6 protein-coding genes are annotated in these 18,258 nt (G+C 43.2%); 3 read left to right on the top strand and 3 right to left on the bottom strand.

Annotation, left to right across the window (positions count from 1 at the left end; genetic code table 11):
* Nucleotides 1-5 precede the first annotated feature (5 nt).
* Genes F458_RS0113690 through F458_RS0113700 form a run of 3 tightly spaced genes read right to left on the bottom strand, consistent with a single transcriptional unit; the run spans nucleotide 6 to nucleotide 1,773 of the window.
* Nucleotides 6-725 (bottom strand): DotI/IcmL family type IV secretion protein, encoded by a 720-nt coding sequence (locus F458_RS0113690; protein WP_018983991.1) that lies wholly within the window; start codon nucleotides 723-725, stop codon nucleotides 6-8.
* Nucleotides 722-1,387, bottom strand: a complete 666-nt coding sequence (locus tag F458_RS0113695; protein ID WP_018983992.1) for a DotI/IcmL/TraM family protein — start codon at nucleotides 1,385-1,387, stop codon at nucleotides 722-724. The genes F458_RS0113690 and F458_RS0113695 overlap by 4 nt, the downstream gene beginning before the upstream one ends.
* Entirely contained in the window at nucleotides 1,384-1,773 is a 390-nt protein-coding gene (locus F458_RS0113700) for a hypothetical protein (RefSeq protein WP_018983993.1), read from the bottom strand. The genes F458_RS0113695 and F458_RS0113700 overlap by 4 nt, the downstream gene beginning before the upstream one ends.
* 146 nt (nucleotides 1,774-1,919) lie before the next feature.
* Between F458_RS0113700 and F458_RS0113705 the strand changes: the two genes are divergently transcribed.
* From F458_RS0113705 to F458_RS0113715, 3 genes are read left to right on the top strand one after another with little or no spacing between them, the layout of a single operon-like run.
* A complete protein-coding gene (locus tag F458_RS0113705; protein WP_018983994.1) occupies nucleotides 1,920-2,954 on the top strand; it encodes a thioredoxin domain-containing protein in 1,035 nt (344 codons plus the stop codon).
* A 33-nt stretch (nucleotides 2,955-2,987) separates the two neighbouring features.
* Nucleotides 2,988-4,490: a hypothetical protein gene (locus tag F458_RS0113710; RefSeq protein WP_018983995.1), complete on the top strand. Its 1,503-nt coding sequence runs from the start codon at nucleotides 2,988-2,990 to the stop codon at nucleotides 4,488-4,490.
* Nucleotides 4,491-4,493: 3 nt separating this feature from the next.
* The gene (locus F458_RS0113715) at nucleotides 4,494-18,242 is read left to right on the top strand and encodes a hypothetical protein (RefSeq protein ID WP_018983996.1); all 13,749 of its coding nucleotides are present in this window, start codon (nucleotides 4,494-4,496) and stop codon (nucleotides 18,240-18,242) included.
* The last annotated feature ends 16 nt before the right edge of the window (nucleotides 18,243-18,258 follow it).

Genomic DNA, 18,258 nt, shown 5'->3' on the forward strand with positions numbered 1-18,258 from the left:
TGTTCTTACTCCCCGCTAACAGACTTTATAAAGTAAGCGTCGACTGCCAGGCCTTTCTCGTTGTGCTTTCGTGAAACGCGTTTAATCAGAAAATCTACTGTGTATTCACGCCCATTCGTTTGTTGCTTACCCCCTCCCATATACCATGTGAAGTTCAACCTGACCTGCCATGTAAGCGTGTCTTCATTAAAATTGACAATTTCAGGTGCCGCGCTTGGCTCAGCCCAGCTTGAAAGGCGATCATCGCGTATTTGAGTAAGTATCAGGCTATTTAAGAGGCTTCTTTGATAGTTTTCGAAAGCAGTATGAGTCGTAAACTCTCTTTCTAATGACACTGTATGTTCGATATAGTCAGTGAAAGATAGCTTATGAAATTGCTTCACTTTCTTCACTGCAAAAATCATCACATCTTCATCAGTAACCGAAGGTATATTTGTAGGTTGAAGCTCTGTCATATTGTTTTTGCTATCAAGTAGGTAGGCGAGAGTTTGAACAGGTCGGTTTGCTGAGATATTCAGTCCAATAGCCAGAGAAACCACTACTAATCCCAGAAAAACTGCAAATCCCAGTGAGACTTTGTTTAAGCGACGCAAAAACGCATTACGGTCCAGAACAATTTGAGATGGATAAACCCCTGTGTCTTTATGCGCTACCCTCAAATTTGTTTTGGCCCCGAAAAGCAGTTCTAACTCTTCGTTATATTTGTTTTCTTTTTCTGAGCTCATCGCTTTATAGTCCCCAAATCACTGATTAACAGCCCTTCAATAGCTTTGTCACGCGACACGCGTTTAAATGTCAGTTCCAGTATTACCTTATTGCTTTCAGGCTCTCCGGAAGGCCCTACAGCGGTCTGAACCAATCGAATCTGATATTTGATAAATAGATCCCCATCGACGATAAACTCAGCCATGAGGTCTGCATTTCTAACTGTTGCAGCGGTAATGATGTAATTATTTTTTTGAATTCGTTCGAATGCACCGGCATCTTGAAGCGGTCGTCTATAAACAGCTTCATAGGTTTTATCGTCCACAAAAAGTGAGCGTCGTTCCTGCATCTGATTTTCCAGATTTAAAAAGTGGAAATTCATCAACCGCATCGCATACTTGTCGGCTAACGCGGCAGAAAATGCTAGAGAGTTTTCAAGATTGAATATGGGAGGAATGACTTTTGTGTTTCCCTCCTCATCAACCAGTACCGGTTCGCTTAAGCGTAATTCAGTTGCATCAAAGGCTAGAGTTAGTCCCAGCCCGACAATAATCGCCATCAACCCTGACGATAAAAGCATTTTGCGCTGTAGCTTTTTTTGCATTTGCCGGTTTTGCTTCAAAGCGTATTCCAGCAACTCATCGGTGATAGTCACCACCTGGGGGGCATTCAATGTCGTCATGCAGGCATTGACTCGCTGCTATTTACCCATACGACACCGAGTTTTTTTAAATATTGAACACATGCATAAATGGCGAGTGCTTTTTCACCTTCACTTGCGTTGTTAAGAAAGCCTGTAAAGAGAACCTCTGACCTGTCTGAATCATCTGACTGCCCTTCAATCGGCAAGCTTACTTCCACATTACCTGAGTTACCTGATAGCGAATCAGGGATTACATCAGCGTTTATTGAGCGAATAGTACCGGTTAAATGCGCTATAAATTGCGCCAGCATGTAGACACGATTTTGCACGGGTATTTTGAAAAATGGTTCTTCCCAGTTTGCATTAACTCTAATTCCACCACTGGAAGGCTCTGCTACCTTCATACTTAAAACTAAAGATTTCATAATTCACCCTCGCACAATTTGTGGAGCGAATATTCTTTTAACCGCCCTTTTCTCTCAACCACAAACCCGATTTATCGACTTTATTACCTGTATGCCGGCACGACTGCTCTTTAGACTGACTGTAGAAAATTTAAGAAGGGTATCGAATGAAGACTTTAGTTTTAGTGGTTTGTATATTGGTGAGTATTCCTGCTTCAGTGTTCGCTGACACCTTTTCAGACTACCTATCTACCGCAGAGCGCAGAGGCAAGGGACTCGTTACCACTTACTTTGGCGCAGGCTCTTATGTAAAAAGCTTTAAGCAGGTCCCTGGTGGAGCATTTAAATTGGATGCTGTATCTAAAGAAGGCGAGTCTCTTTCTTTATTTATGCTTGGTGATTTCGAAACACTAATTTATGGCCAGATGATCACGCCACACATAGCTGATAAAGCACAAGCTGGTGGACTACCGGTATTAGAGCAAATAGCAGAACGCAACAAAAAACGTATCAGCTTGAGGAAAAAAACAACCGAGTTCGTTGCAAAATACAGTGCCGGTACCGCGGCAGCATTGCTCAATGACGATAACTTTGAGAAAGACACTACTGAGCCACCAGCTGCACATTTAGCCACGCCCCAATCACAGAGTGAAGAGGAATCTGACAATGTAATCTTGGATAAAGTCAGGGGGTTACAACATGTACAGTTAGGCGAAGGAAACAGAGAGCTATTTTTGTTTATGGATCTTAACTGCCCCGCTTGCCAACAAGAATTACCTCACCTTATTGAGATGTCAGAATCCCGTTCAGTTAGCATCAAAGTCATACCGGTTGCGTTTGTTAAACCACAAGATTCAACTGACAAAGCTATTCATCTTCTTAGCGAAACGAATTCAAAAGCGCGAATAGATAGGCTAAAGCTCCTTGCACAACGAAAATCATTTAGTCAGTTGGTCAGTGATAACAAGTCAGTGGTGAATATCAAGGCGGCACAAAGTCTGCAGCAAAACAATAAAGTTTTTAATTCACTTCCCAATATTGCCACCCCCTATTTTGTTGCAAATACCAGCTACGGATTAATAACCCGGGCTTTGGTTTCTGAAGCTAAAGTCGAGCAGTTAATTGATGCAATAACGCCGATTGCAGCACAGACAATGCAAAGTGACGGTCCGGCTGTATCCACTAACGCAGATGACATTTAACCTCATTGCAGGTGAAAAATAAGAAGTAATGTTATGGCAAATTTAATCGACGCAACGGACCCGTCCATTTATCAGTACGCCAAGCCCAATTGGGAGAGCGTGTACAGCAAATTTCAACCCTACGTGATGGCTTTGCCACAAGTAAAATCTGGGGGCGTTAGTAAGCAGCAGGCGAGCAACTGGCTTGAGGTAGGCGCCAAGCTGCTTAAAGAGTCAGAATTACGGAGACTTATGGTTGAAAGCTCAGGCTTCACCGCACGTGATATTCGAGCACTTTGGGCGCACAAACATAATGAGTATTACCCAAAGTACGAAGCAACTGAGGTTTATCGTCAAAAGCAACTAACCGCTATTCGCACCCCTGATGTTGCACTGCAGGATGAGGGTTTTCTAAAAGCTGTATTGCGCCAGGTGGCAATGGAAAAATACGGTTTTTCAGACGTTCAAGACGTTGTAAGTTCGCAATCAGCAAACCAATTAGCTAACCGGATTCCTTGGGCAGTCAAAAAAGACGTGCTACTTGGCCAGATAGATAACACGATTTTCACCTATGACGTAAAAGTTGGTTATGAGCAGACACTAACGCATTCAGACAGCATACGTCATCACTTCAACCATTTAGCGCTTGCCGATAAGAATATTGAGTCAGGCCACAGCGACCAATACAACTTTTCTGTTTCACCAGAGCTGACAAAAACAATTACAGATCTTGCCAAGCAGAAAGGCGACGGTTGGCGCCTGGCAATTGAGCTTGCAAAAAGCGCTGAAAAAATGGGGATTGGGGTAGATATTTCGAAAGAGCGCATCTCCCCTACCCCGGAAATATTTCAAACGTTATTAACCGTTGGCAATGAGCACTGGGCAAATATCAAAAACGGGGTTCAGCCCACTTTTCAGGCAAAAATTGAATCAACATACACCCCAGAAGAAGCAACAACTTATAGACAACTCGCTCAACAATATACTGTTTCTAAAATGGCCAAAGAAGTTGCAGAGGAGCAATTTAACCATACGCGCGATGAATTAACTCGCTTGGTAGGAATAGAGCGAGCAGGAACAGCTACGCCGCATCCTCTTGTAGCGGCATCCGGTAAGAGCAACTTTGACATAGCATCCGCGGTTAACCGTCTTCAAAGCCAAGGCGTTCCAGAAGATTTCTACAAGTCTGCGACTTACGACATTGATGCCCTTGTTAAAGCGGCTGAAGCAAGTGGCGTAGATACAAATCAATACAAGTCATACGGACAAGCAGATAAGAGCAAAGTATTAAGTTCTCTTGAAATGGTTGGCATCAGTAAGGACGCCTTCACCACGCGAGACATTCACATCCATTTCACCAGTCAGACCCGTGGCGTTTTAAGCGAAGTTAAGTCACAGGCGCGAAACCTGGTTGAGACACATTATGAAGCGATGAAAACGAACGTCGCTAACAACGATTTACTTAAAGCAGATTCCATCTCGAAAAAGCTTCAACCGCAAGAGCCAGTCGAGCTCAAGGAAGCAGTCGACGAACAAAATACATTAAGCATGGGCTAACTTATGAACTTGAATAAAGATTTTATTACGCTGCAGATAACTGGACATAACGTCGAGAAAGGATATATCTATGGCATCCTAAAGGACGGTAGCGATGCTAAGTTAACGCTGGTTCAAAACAAGAACAGTACTGCACAAAACTTTGTTTCTGCATTGTCAGATAGCTCAGCCAAAACCTATGCTCCCGTGGGCGCCCATATAGTCGCCTATGGTATAAACACTATTAATGCGGACTCTGGATTTATTTCTGCTAACTTTGCCTCGGCAGTGACCAAGAATCCGGAACAAAAACATACCTTTGTTACTCCCATTAAAGTAGACAGAAAGCCTGTTGCACGAGGAAACGGTAATAATCGGTTCCTAACGCTTGGTGCAAGTGTTCTTGATGCAGATTACACCCGCTTACAAAACATCAAAGGTCTCAGGAAAGAGCTAACCGATGTTCTTCGAGGTTCATCTAACAAATCCGTTCCCGGATACTCACGTGGGTTCATGGTTCGTGTTGGGCATACACAACCTAACGGTCAAAAAGCAGTTGTACCGTATGAGTTTTATGCCTATCCAAATGAAAAAGCCTCAGATGCGATACAGCGTTTGTATGATGAAAACGGCGGGGATAATAAGTTTCGCAGGATGCTTGCGCGACTTAACCGAGAAATTGGGAAAGATAACGCTGTGATCGAGGCTGCCGGAATAAGTCGGGTAAGTTTTAATGACTATGGCAATCCCAATAACCTAAGTAAATACGCCAATGCCCAGCATTATAAAGCGAAGATACAAGGTCAAGTACGCCAAGCATATAGCATGGCCGCCATTTCAATCAACAAGCAGATAAACCGCATTGATTCTGCTCATCCGTTGCCACGAGCTAAGATTCAAAACTCAGTGAGCGGGTTACTCGGTATTCATAATGATATCGATGCCCCGTCATTTAACAGCGATACCCCTGGCACAGCAAATAAATCTCTTTCTGCGGGAATCAAAGGTTACCCATTACGAATTGAGCAACAACTAGATAGCAGCGGCCGGCTTTCTCGTTTTGCTGTCACAGGGCCTCGTACCGAGTTGGATAATTATAAAAGCCGTATTGAGTCTGCGGCTGTCGGCGTTAAGCCATTTTATAAAGAGGATACTAATAGCTACATATTCCCCGCTATTGCTTATAAGGAAGTGGCAAGCACATTATCCGACCTCTCCGGTACCCCGGCAATATACATCAGCGAACAAAAAAAAACCGGAAAAGCCAGTTACATTTATATTAATGGTCGAACTGATGAGCAACCGTTTCGTAAGCGAATTTCTAATGTTGCTAAAAATCTGTCTGGAGAAAACGTAGGGGGAGCCTGGCGTTTTCCTGAGAAAAACCGCCTTCAAGTAGAAGAACAATTGGGCGATTTGCTATCTCAAAGTGCAAGACCTGAAACTGCGATAGAAAAAAAGTTTAAGCCTCGCTTCCCGGATTATGCTGAATGGCAACAGCAAAAGTATAGCTTGTCAGGCAATTCAATGAAGGACGCGCATTACGACCAAATTGAAAAATATGCTGAAGAAGCAGGAATTGATTGGGCTAAAACCGCTCCGAATATATTAATGCCATCTCCGGATACCGGAACAGAAATGTTCCTTAGTAACGCCAGCCAAAAAGACGTTTTTCCAAAGCAAACTGCCCATAATGGGAGTTGCTCTGTCATTGCTTCTACGTACCGTTACAAATCCAAGAAAACTGATAAAGAACATCTTGGAATTTACCTACAGTTTAAAAACTTGAAGATGGGCGGCGGAGAATTTTTCACTGAGTTTAAATCAGGGGATTATGACTTCAGCCTTTACGAAAGTGAGCGTGGAACAGGAAAAGTAAAAACAGGTGGTAGCTCACCCGAGGAAATCGCCAAGCGAGAGGCTGATAACCAACAGCGACTCGCAGAAAAAGCCAAACGAGAAGCTGAACAGACTAAAAAGTCATTGCAGGATGCATTGATGACCTGGGGGCAAGGCATTCAAGCAACCGGTAACGAACCCTACAATGTTAAAAAAGGCTTGCAATCACATATTGAATTAATTGACCTTCGCACGGCGAAAACCCCTAGCGGCAGCACATTTAGCATGTATCAGCTGGTGGATGAATATGGCAATTTCACCGGACTTCAAAAAATCTATGACAAAGGCTGGAAAGATGAGAAGGGTCGGACAACGAATAAGGTGTTTACAGAAGGGACGGTCTTTAATGACTTAGATACTGGAAACCCTGTAGGCACCCACGGAAGAGTTGGCATTGATGATGGTATCAGACCAATAGTTTATGCCGAAGGCATGGCTGATACTCTCTCTGCAGTGGCTGCGACGGGGCATTTTGGAAAGATAGGCATTAATAAGAACAACCTCAAATCTGTTGTCGCTGTTTCTGTCCACAACAATCCAAATCGTGATCATATTGTTGTGGGTGATAACGATCGTGCACATAAAGACGGAAACATCGGCGCAAAAGCTGCGTTGGATGCTGCTTGGCAAAACAACGTGAAATGGATGATTCCTAATTTTGAGGGAATGGATCTTTCCAGCGACCCGAAAGATATCAACGACCTGCATCATCTGGCGGGCCTTGAAGAAGTCCAGCGCCAGATAGGAGCTGCGTACCCTGCACCACAGAACCTACTTGAATATTATAATACCCGACTTCGGTTCGAGAACGACAAAACCTACCCTGCTGCATTTGAAAAGGCGCTCAAAGAAATTACTGAGCGATACCCTCAAATGGATAAAAGCCGCATTGAAGCAGGATTAACATTCAAAAGAACTGAGCAAAATAAGTATCAGTCTCAGGTTAATGACAGTCAAACTAAATCAGAGCGAAGTGAAAAATCTGAATCCGAGTCAACTGAATCGACCGAAACCGATGATGTTGTCAGCGAATTTACAGCCCAATTCCCTGTAGTAATCGAGGAGAAAGTTGCTCCTCAGTCACAAAAAAAATATCTGGTTATCCGCGACCATTCAAATGGCGTTTATGCAGATCCTATAGCTACAGCAATTGAGGAGTGCATGCCTGGTAAGCAGGCTATGTATCACCCTGGACTTAAAAGCTATGTAGCGCCAGCGTCACTTAAAAATGTGTTAAATAGCAAACTACATGAGGCAACCGGCGCCCCCGCGAATTATATTGGTAAACGTTTAAATACCGAAGGGCCGGGGTTCGTGGTACGCGGTGAGCTTACCCAAGAAGTTATCGATGATTTGGAAAGCACCATTGGATTTATCAATGGCTACTTTGATAATGCAGAGCAAGGCTTTGTTGTAGAAAATGACTTAGCCATTTACCTGGTTCAGGAAGCATTGGGTAACCGACTCACTGGTAGCCATACACCCGCTTCATTTACAGCAAGTGCGACTGAATTCAAGCCACAAACGCTTGTTGATGGAAGCCTTGAAAACCGTGCTAAAGAGCTTGGCCTTAAGCCTTCAGACATAGCAAAAATGCAGGCCTTTTTGATTGTGAAGGAAAAAGGGCTTCCGCAAGACGGCTATTGGTTCGCTGGATTATGCGCAAAAATAAAACAGTCCGAACAAGCCAATGGACAAAAAGCTTCATATTCGAGTTTGCTACACAAGGCTTATCATCAGGCATCAAGCCTATTTGCTTCTGACACTTACTCTGATGAGCAGTTCATTGCTGCCGCACCGGTATGGTACTTCCTTGGCGATAAATACGATTGGACCGGCGTACAAGAAGATGAAGCTTCAGAAAATACAGATAAGCAAGAACAAGACGTTTTACCTGCAGAGCCTGTCCAAAAACCAGAAATAGAATCAACGCCAGAAAATGTCAGTACAGAAACCGTTAGCACTGAGCGTACTTCTAATAACGCAGCACCGGGGGTTGAAAGCGAGAAACCAGAAAACACCGTAGAGCCAATAGAAGAATCTCAAAGCATTGAAGCAACAACTAATGCGAATTCGAAGTCTAATGTGACGTCTTCTGAGGTGTCTCCTCAAAGTGATTTGTTTGGGTTTATATCAGAGCAAGAGGAGAAAAATGTCTCCAATGCTGTCGAAGCGACTATTCCCAGTGTTGAGAATAGCAATAGTGTCAAACGTGAACCTGTTGAACAGCCTTTAGAAAGCCAAGATGCAATTAAGCAGGGAGATAGCGAGAAATCTACTATTGGAAAACAGGAGGATACTTCTGAGCATGACACTACTGAGGCTTTAGAAGACGTACAAGAAGCCAGCTCTCAAGAAGTGAATGAGCAAGCAATATCCGAAATTGAGCTTAGGATACGAAAGCTCAATGACACTATTACCTTGCTTGTCGAAAATGGTTATTCACATGATGAATTTCTGGATCTAGTTAGTGACTCTCCAGACTGCATTGGCTACGAAAAAGAAGACGGCAGTTTTGATAAAACCCTATTGCAAGCAGACTTTCGTCAAATATCGCTGCACCCTATCCCGGATTTAGCCACCTTCAAGCCAACCTCTTTATCTGCGGCTTACTATCACACCTACAATATAGTTAGCGACAACAGGATAAATGAACTTAAGGCATTCATCAGCGAGTTGATGGAAACAAAGGGGGCGTTATCCGAGAAGAGCTTCACTAAATACATTAAGGGCAAAACTTCGAGCAAAGGCTTTCAATCTACCCAGCCATACCTTAGTGATGGTGAGTTTAATGAAGAGTTGATGAATGAAGATATATTGCACGTCACTGAATACAAACACGTTAACGAACTATATCGTGATATGCGAGAGCTGTTTAAGCGTGACCTTGCAAATGAAGAAGTTGATTCTCAAGAGTCAGAGCCGTCAGTCACAATAACACTTGAAGGTCAAAAACAGTCTGCTACAAGACTGCATGATTCTGGCAAAGCGTCTCTATTCCAGACGGATGAAACCGGTGAATACATTATACAAACCGGCGATAAAATCGAGCTGGCCACTATCGAAAACATCAAAAATGCCGGCTCTGAATCAGAACCACTCATGCTTGATAAAATTCAAGGTGAGGGCAGAGGAATGTACGTAGTAACGAAGCCTGATACAAACCGTGTTTTTTACACAAGCTTTGGCGATGCTACAGCGCTCTACCGGCGATTAGAGGCCTCGATAGTTGATACAGACGACAGTGATGTATCAAGCTCTGTGCAACCTACAGCCACACAGATACAGCAAACGTTATCAGCTTACTTCAGCGACCAAATCTCTATTGATGAAATCGTTAAGCGTGTTGAGCAAAAATTCAATGTTATTGTCGATGAACCTACAAAGAATATAATTTCATCTGCCTTTGATAAACATAGTGAAAGTTTTAGTGACAAACCCGTTTCCCAGTCTGAGAAGCTTAGTGCGTTACAAAATGAAATGGCTACCCGTGCAAAAACTGAAATGCTTTTTCACGAATTCTACGAGGACCACTTCAAACCTGAAGGTTTCGCTTATGAGGAAAATCCATTCTTTTCTAATGAAACAGGGAGCATCGATCGGAAATCGCTAAATGCATCGCTTAAAGATGCCGGTTTTAACTCTCTCAAGCAGATGTATCAGGACATATTTGACAGTGTCGTTGAGATTACTCATGACCATTACACCGCTACCAAAGTGGGCGGATTTATTCCAAACGCTGGCTTTAAGAAAGACATTGATCTTGAAGTCCAATTTGAAAACCTGCTAAAGGTTGTGCGCCGCGCAGAGCCGACGACCGCTGATTCTCAGTTACTCCCCTTTACTGATTACTTGGGCAGTACAAACGCTTATCAACCGATTAATCAGATTCAGGGCGAACCCTTAGATGCTATTGCTGAACCGGGAACCACAGACAAATATTCGCTTGATGAGTATTTGCTTTTGGCTGATCTTCATCATGTGGCCGATGTCAGCGCATCAAACTCTAAAGTAGAAATTGCTGAAAAGATTAAGGCGACTTGGAAAGTGAGGAAAGAACTGACTTTCATGTCGGAGACTGAAATAGCGGCGTTAGATATCCCAACTTTGCAAGAATATGCTGAGATACTTAACGTCAGTACGACCAGCCACAATAAGATGTATGCGCGGAAAATCGTGGAAAAACTGGTTGAGCTAAAAGATGCTACTCATACGAAAGTTGCTCAATATAATTATATAGCCGATGCAGTTTCAAGCCTCGATAAAAATGTTGCTCTGCCTGGATACGTATATCGAGACCTTAGTAATATTACTGATAGCACAGTACTAAATATCAGTCAGGTCACCCAATATAAGCGCAAACAATTTGATAACGCTAAGATAAGAACCGAACTTGCAGACTCGCTAAAAAGCATCAATCTGCTTAGCCCAGAAACGCGCGGAGTGTTGAGCAACGTAGATTTGAGCGATGCTTATGTGGTCGGTATTGAAGAAGCCAAGTATGCTTCCAAAGCCTACACATATTCAATTCCAAAAGGTACACATATAGATAAAGTTCAACTCCCTTTGGACGTTTCATATCATACTGTAATAAACGACCAACTACTTGGGCTAAATAAACCACTCGACCAATTCTGGATAGCACAGCATGGCTATTCACCTGTTTCACCCAAAGCGATGAAGGCACTGTCTATACCAGTTGAGAAATTCGTGGAGTCGACCGGCTATCTTGGATTTCGTGACGCGAAAGGTAATAGTGCTCTAATTCGTCCAGCAAAGCGGGGCTTTTCAGCAATTGAGTACGATGAAGCAACAGGGGAAGTTAATACAAGACGCTTTCAGTACACAAGTGAATTCGTAGAATTATACCGTGCCAAAGGCTACGAATTTTCTGACTTGGATCCGATTTTGGATGAACTTGCTCTAGATGAATCAGCAGATAAGGTTGAACAGTTAGCATTCATCCGCAATTTACAAGATGGCGGCCTAACCAATGATCAAACAGATCAACTTGCCTCCCTCCTCACAGATGAAATCGAGGCAACGGCGATACAGAAAGCAGTGGTTGCCTTATCCCGGATTGAAGCATCTCTTAAACAATCGATTACTGAGAAACTAACCCACGTGGCTCAGTCTATACCGATCAACATAAATGCGAACTACCCTTCCACCATCACTGCTTTAAAAGAAGCCAAGCAGATGCAAGCTGAGCCGGTTATGGCTGAAACGAATCCAATTGCAGAACAAGCGATAGTTGAAACTCCAGAGCCGCAAGCCACCGTCAGTGGCGGCTTATTCGATATGTTGGACAGTGATGCGCCAATCGATAAAATTTCAGAGGAAGCTGAAATTGCCGCTGTAAATGAAATAGGTGAAGGCAAGCTGGTGGTTCACTCAAGCGGTCGAGTCGGTGTTGTCAGTAACGTTGACGGCGAACAGGTCACGGTTAAACCGGACTGGGAGTATAGAATTCTCCAATCAGCTTCAGCGCGTGACTCATTGATTGATAAAGAGTCGGGCCGATATATTTTTACCTTAGAAATGTCCGAGTTTGCTAAAACAAAAGATGCATTAGCTTTAGACATTGATATTGATTTGCTAGACCCTCGAGATGCTAATGGTATCGCACGAATTGAATCGATGCCCCTACTCCATTTAAAAGAGTTCAATAGCATACTCGCCAATGACACCAGCTCTAATGACAGAAGTGTGCTCGCTGGGAACGCAGTTTCAAAAGTGCAAGCCAGAACAGCGGGTAGACTTTTCGCAACGGGCGACTCTGAATTAGTTCAAGAAAATGAGTTGGCAGCACTTAAACATTTTGCCTCACCTGACGATCCATCAGAAGTTATCCAGTGGTACGGTGAAGAGCTCAAAAAAACAAAGGCTAATGTATTAAGCCGCAATTTTGAAAAGGCGCTATCAAAGGCCGTTGAGTTTGGATTCGAACCAGGAATGGACTCAACTCATCTGACCGTTTCTGCAGCAGACCTTGATATAGTAAACGAAGCAACTCTATTGAAGTTGGCCAGCACCAGCACTCTTAGTGAAATTCTCAATCAGCAAAGTCCTGAAAGTCGCTATATTGCCACTCGCCACGTGAGATTTGATGAACTTGAAAGTTCTGAAAAAGATGTGATTCTCCATGGTGATGTACGCATTAATTTTATCGGCGATAAGGTATCTTATTCAACGAGCGACGGAAGCACTTACCCATCTCTTAATATGCTGTTAGACCATCACGCTACCCAAGAGACTGAGCCAGTTTTCCATGCTGGCCAAGAACTGGTTTTAATTGATGGTGAAAATGTAACAATTGAGGTTGTCGCTGAAGATACTTACCCTGAAGATGGCACCGTTATGCTTGGTGAAGAGTCGCCGACAGCACACAGAATTGAATCAGTATTTGAGTATGACTTTCGTGAAGTAGAAGCCAGAAGTCGCCAATTCTTCGATAATGCTAACGGAACTATCAAGCAATTACTAAATCAGCCTTTTAAAAATGATAATAACGACGCCAATATTAAGGATTTTGCTTATAACAAGATGGCTGAAACATCAGTCAGATCTATGCTTGAAGAGATAGAAGCAAATGGCCAACATGAATTTATGGGCTATGAGCTTTATATTGCAGAAAATAAGTACAGTTATATTGATGAAACACAAAAGACTGATCCATTCGAAACCATTGCCAATGCTCAAGAAGCGGTACAGACCTTAGTTAATCAAGCTCGTGAGGAAGAACAAAATGCAGATGCAGAGAGACATAGAGACATACATGATGACGTTTTGTCCGGTTCAGCAGAGCCAATTGCAAGCGACCGGCAAATGGGAGGAATGGCTGAAGAACAAAACGCAACTATTGCAGCTACAGCTAACCAAGAAGATAGAGGCTCTAGAGTCGACGACTCCGCCTCCACAGGGGACAGACTATCACGAGCAGGTAGCGTACCATCAGTACATAAAGGACCAAGCAATGCAGGGAGTGCTCAAAGAGCACCTACCAGCGAGCGAACTGTAACCTATTCTTACCCAGATAATCTTGAAGACAACATTGGTACTTTACCTAAGAAAATTGAGCTGAACATAGAAGCGCTGCGCATTAGCAAGCTCATCGATGAGGAACAGCGTGAAGCGACTTTAGAAGAAAAAGATGCTCTTGCCCACTACACAGGCTGGGGTGGCATGCCCGGCATGTTTGATCATACGAACTACCTGTATTCCCAACAACGCAGGCAACTAACAGAGTTAGTTTCTGCACAAGAGTACAGCTCTATTAAAGAATCTGCATTGACCGCCTTCTACACGCCGCCCTCTATTATCAAGGAGGTTTATTTTGGCGCTAGTAAATTCGGCTTTGTCGGGGGAGAAGTTAGTGATCCTTCTACTGGAATTGGCTCATTTTTGTCAACGATGCCCGAAGAGCTTAAAGAAAACTCAAACGTTACAGCTCGCGAGTTAGACACAGTTACAGCCCGTATAGCTCAGCAAATACACGGAGAGAAAATCGTCAAACAAGGTGGCTTTGAAAAGACAAAGCAACCTAACAATTATTTTGACTTGATAACGTCCAACATTCCTTTTGGAAATTATTCTGTATTTGACCCTGACTATGCACAATATGGATATAAAATTCATGACTATTTTCTTGTCAAAAATATCGATAAGGTCAAGCCTGGAGGGATAGTCGCATTTATAACTTCCACAGGCACCATGGACAAAGCTGATGATGCTGCTCGTCAGCACGTTTATAAGTCATCAGACTTGGTTGCTTCAGTCCGACTCCCCTCAAAAACATTCTCAAAGTATGCAAATACTCATGTAGGCGCCGACGTTGTATTTTTTAGAAAGCGTCTGCCCGGAGAGGAGCCTTTAAGCTCAGACTGGCTAAACACTGAGACTATTGATGCTGAGGATAGAAATGGCGATATCCATACTCACAGTATCAATGGCTATTACGTGAAGAACCCTCAAATGATAATTGGCAATACGGTTTCTGTGCGAGGACAGTATGGCTATGAGCTTTCAAGCTTATACGATGGCAATGTGGCTGAAGCTTTACACAGTGCTCTTGAAGGCGCCCCATCTCCAAAGCCTACCCGCAAAAAGGATGCTTCCATTGTTATTGAGGAAACGAAGAGTGAGGAAACTATCACGCTGATAGATGACCACCTTCGCCCTGGCTCATTTACGATGGCTGGAGATCAATTAGGAGTTGCTGTATCAACTTATAATCCGGAAACAGAGGATTATGATTTAACGTTCGAGCCAATCAATGTCAAAGGTAAGAAGGCTGAAAGACTATCAAGCTTGATAGGAATTCGAGACCATCTTCGTGCGCATATTAGTCTGCAAATGCAAACGACTGGTATGCCTGAAGAATTGGCAGAATCTATTACGAGACTTAACACTCTTTATGACCAACATGTAAAGAAATTTGAGAACCTGAGCGAGAGCACTACAAAGCAGGCCTTTCAGGAAGATCCTGATTATCCCCTTCTAATGGGTCTTGAAATCGTTGATAAATCAACTCAAAAAATTGTCAAGACAAACGTATTTAGCGAAAGAACGATCGGCAAAAACAGTCGCCCAACCCATGCTGATAGCGCAGATGAAGCTTTTGCTATATCGATGGCGTGGGATGGAACGATAACCCCCTCATTTGTTAGTGAACTTCTTGGCAAGAACTGGGAACAAATCACCGAAGAAAACGTGGGCACGTTGTTTGTTGACCCAAGCCAAAACAAGTGGGTACACCGCTCGCAGTATCTTTCTGGAAATATTCTTGAAAAACTTGAAAGTGCGAAAGCTGCAGTAGAGTTAGATTCTAGTTTTCAACAAAACGTAGAAGCGCTTGAAGAAGCGATGCCGGAGCCGGTTCTTGCAGAAGAAATTAAGTTACGTTTGGGTAGCGGCTGGGTTCCTACTGAAATTATAAGCCGGTTTACTGAAATGGTTATTACAGGAGAGTCCTCGCCATTTCCTGGTGAAGCAAACCCTAATTTCAAAGTTTCGCTTATAGGTGCAGATTGGCAAGTCGGGGTAAGCGACTGGACTATCTCTCAAAATGACGGGCGGGCGCGAAACAGGTACGGCACGGAACGTATTAGCGCATCTGAGCTAATTCAAAAGGTGCTAAATGGTAGTAAAATTGAAATCTGTGACACTGTTGAAGACAAGCGAGTTGTTAATATAGACCAAACTGCAATTGCTAACTCTAAAGCACAGGATATCAAAGAGCTATTCAACAGTTGGGTCTGGAACGACCCTGAAAGAAAGGCGCTATTAACGCAGGTCTACAACAACAGATTCAATGTATTTGTAGAAGCTAAATATGATGGTTCTGGTATTCAGTTCACAGGTCTAAGCCCAACTTTTAATGGGAAGCCGTTTACACCTCGTCAAACACAACGCAATACGATTATGCGTTACTTTCAAGAAGGGCGGGCGCTTTTAGCACATGGTGTAGGTACCGGAAAATCATTTGAATTGGCCTCAATTGCAATCGAAGGGAAAGCCCGTAATTTACATCAAAAGCCAGTTGTAGCGGTGCCAAACAACGTTTTTGGTCAATTGAGTCGCAGTATTCAACAACATTATCCTAACGCTAGGATCCTGAGCCTTGACCCTAAGAAAATGAATAAGACGCAACGCCATGAGTTAACCAGCAAAATTGCGACCGGGAACTGGGATTGCGTGGTTGTAGCCCATAGCACATTGGATAAGCTCAGCGCACCTAAGCAGTTCGTTGACAATCAGTTACAAAAACAAATCTGGGAGCTACAAAGTGTAATAGATAATCAGGATAGCCAAGGTACATTTACAAACAAACGCGCCCAGCAAAAATTGAAAAACCTGGAAACAAAACTTCAGAAAAGACTCGACCAGGATTCAAAGGACAACGTGCTTTACCTTGACCAGTTAGGTATAGATGCCTTGCTGGTGGATGAGGCTGATAACTTTCTTAACCTCGGCTCACCTTCCAACATGGCTCACGTCAACGGTGTGAACACGCAAGAATCTAAGCGTGCGATGAACATGTTATTTATGACTCGATTTATTCAGGATATGAATAACAACCGGGGCGTTGTATGGGCCACCGGTACTGACATCAGAAAGTCGATGAGTGACCTGTATGTAAATTTGTATGTATTGGCGCCTGATGAGCTTAAAAAACTTGGCGTAGATAACTTCGATGCCTTTATGTCAGTATTTGGTGAAGTAGTTACTACCATCGAAGCTAATCCAGAAGGAACCGGATATAGAGAAAACTCACGCTTGGCCAAGTTCAACAATTTACCTGAGCTGGGTCAGTTATATAGAACTGTCGCCGATGTCGTTACAGCTGAGATGGCAGGTGTGGAAAAGCCTGAGTCAACTAAGATTGGTGTCAAATGCCAAGGTAATGAATTCTTCTCAGCTTATATGAAAGACATAGGTAAGCGGGCTACCTCATTTCGCCAAGGCTCTAAAGAAGAAACCTGGTTTGCAATACAGCACTCTTCACAATTAGCAGCAATGGATATGCGCTGTGTTGACCCAACTATACCTGAAGCACCGGGCTGTAAAATTTCGAAAGCAGCTCAAAATATCTTGGCTGAACATAAACCAGAAAGCGAGACACCCAGAGCCCAATTGGTATTTATTGACCGGTTTGTTAATCCAACTGCAGCTGGGTTTAGCGTGTATGACACTCTCATCGATAAATTAGTTGATGGGGGTATTCCTCGAGACAAAATTATCGACAGCCGGCAAGTTGTCAGTGAGTCCCAGAAAAAAGATTTTGAGGATGGCATGAATAGTGGCAAATATCTTGTTGCCATTGGAACCACTGAGCGATTTGGTGTTGGGAACAACATTCAAACGAACTTAGTTGCCATGCACGAATTGACTCCACCTTGGAACCCAAGAGACTTAGAGCAACGGTTAGGAAGAATTGAGCGCCACGGAAATTTAAACGATGAAGTAAATGTTTATCGGTATACCACCGAAAATAGCTTTGATTTGTTTCAGTGGGAGACAATGAAACGCAAAGCTTCCTTTATCATGCAAACTAAGCTGGAACCACACTTGGCTCCACGCGAATATACCGAAGAAGCAGACGCCACTTACAGTGAAATGATGGCCATTGCTACTGGGAATACGTTGATCAAAGATAAAATAGAGGTTGATGCTGATCTGCAACGCTTAGAGCGTCTGAAACGCTCTCACATAGATGGAAAGCGACAGATGCAAGGTTCTATTACTTATTCAGAAAGGTTCATTGTGACGCAGCATAAGCATCTTGAATTTATCCAGACATTTATTGATAAGCTACCGGATAACTCGAGCTTTGAATTTGAAGGTAAGTCATTTGGTCAGGACCTGAAAGGTGGTGCAGAAGCCATAAAGTCTGTTTTTAAAAAGATGGAGGGTAATAAGTCACCTCAACTTATCGTGAATGCCGGCAAATTTGGTGATTTAGAGCTTAAATTTAGACTAGAAGAAAGATCTGATGGCAAAAAGGGATATACGCTGAAAGCCTACGTTGGCAAAGAGACTGTGAAAGTTTCAAATAACGCCTATGTTGGTGCACAATTATCAGATCTCCCTACCCTTTTACCGCGACTTTTAGAGGAGAAAGAAAGTTGCCTAGCTCAGATCAGTAAAGAGGAAAATAGAATAGAAAGCCTTAAACAAGAGCTTCATCAGCCATTCGAAAAGGAATCAGAGCTATTAACGCTTACGAACCGTGCGGAGCAACTTAATAAGCAACTCCTACAAGCTGCTAATGAGGCATCTAATAATGACGATGATGTTGATTGGGAAACTCTGCTGGGTGAACATAATCAATCGGAACATAACCTAACCAACCAGCCGTCCATGGGAATGTAAATTTAAATATGCCCTG

This window comes from Salinimonas chungwhensis DSM 16280, assembly GCF_000378185.1.
Lineage (GTDB): Bacteria > Pseudomonadota > Gammaproteobacteria > Enterobacterales > Alteromonadaceae > Alteromonas > Alteromonas chungwhensis.

Bases quoted from the DNA above. Each gene is read 5' to 3' on its own strand.
- F458_RS0113690 (WP_018983991.1), bottom strand. From the start codon at position 725: ATGAGCTCAGAAAAAGAAAACAAATATAACGAAGAGTTAGAACTGCTT.
- F458_RS0113695 (WP_018983992.1), bottom strand. From the start codon at position 1,387: ATGACGACATTGAATGCCCCCCAGGTGGTGACTATCACCGATGAGTTG.
- F458_RS0113700 (WP_018983993.1), bottom strand. From the start codon at position 1,773: ATGAAATCTTTAGTTTTAAGTATGAAGGTAGCAGAGCCTTCCAGTGGT.
- F458_RS0113705 (WP_018983994.1), top strand. From the start codon at position 1,920: ATGAAGACTTTAGTTTTAGTGGTTTGTATATTGGTGAGTATTCCTGCT.
- F458_RS0113710 (WP_018983995.1), top strand. From the start codon at position 2,988: ATGGCAAATTTAATCGACGCAACGGACCCGTCCATTTATCAGTACGCC.
- F458_RS0113715 (WP_018983996.1), top strand. From the start codon at position 4,494: ATGAACTTGAATAAAGATTTTATTACGCTGCAGATAACTGGACATAAC.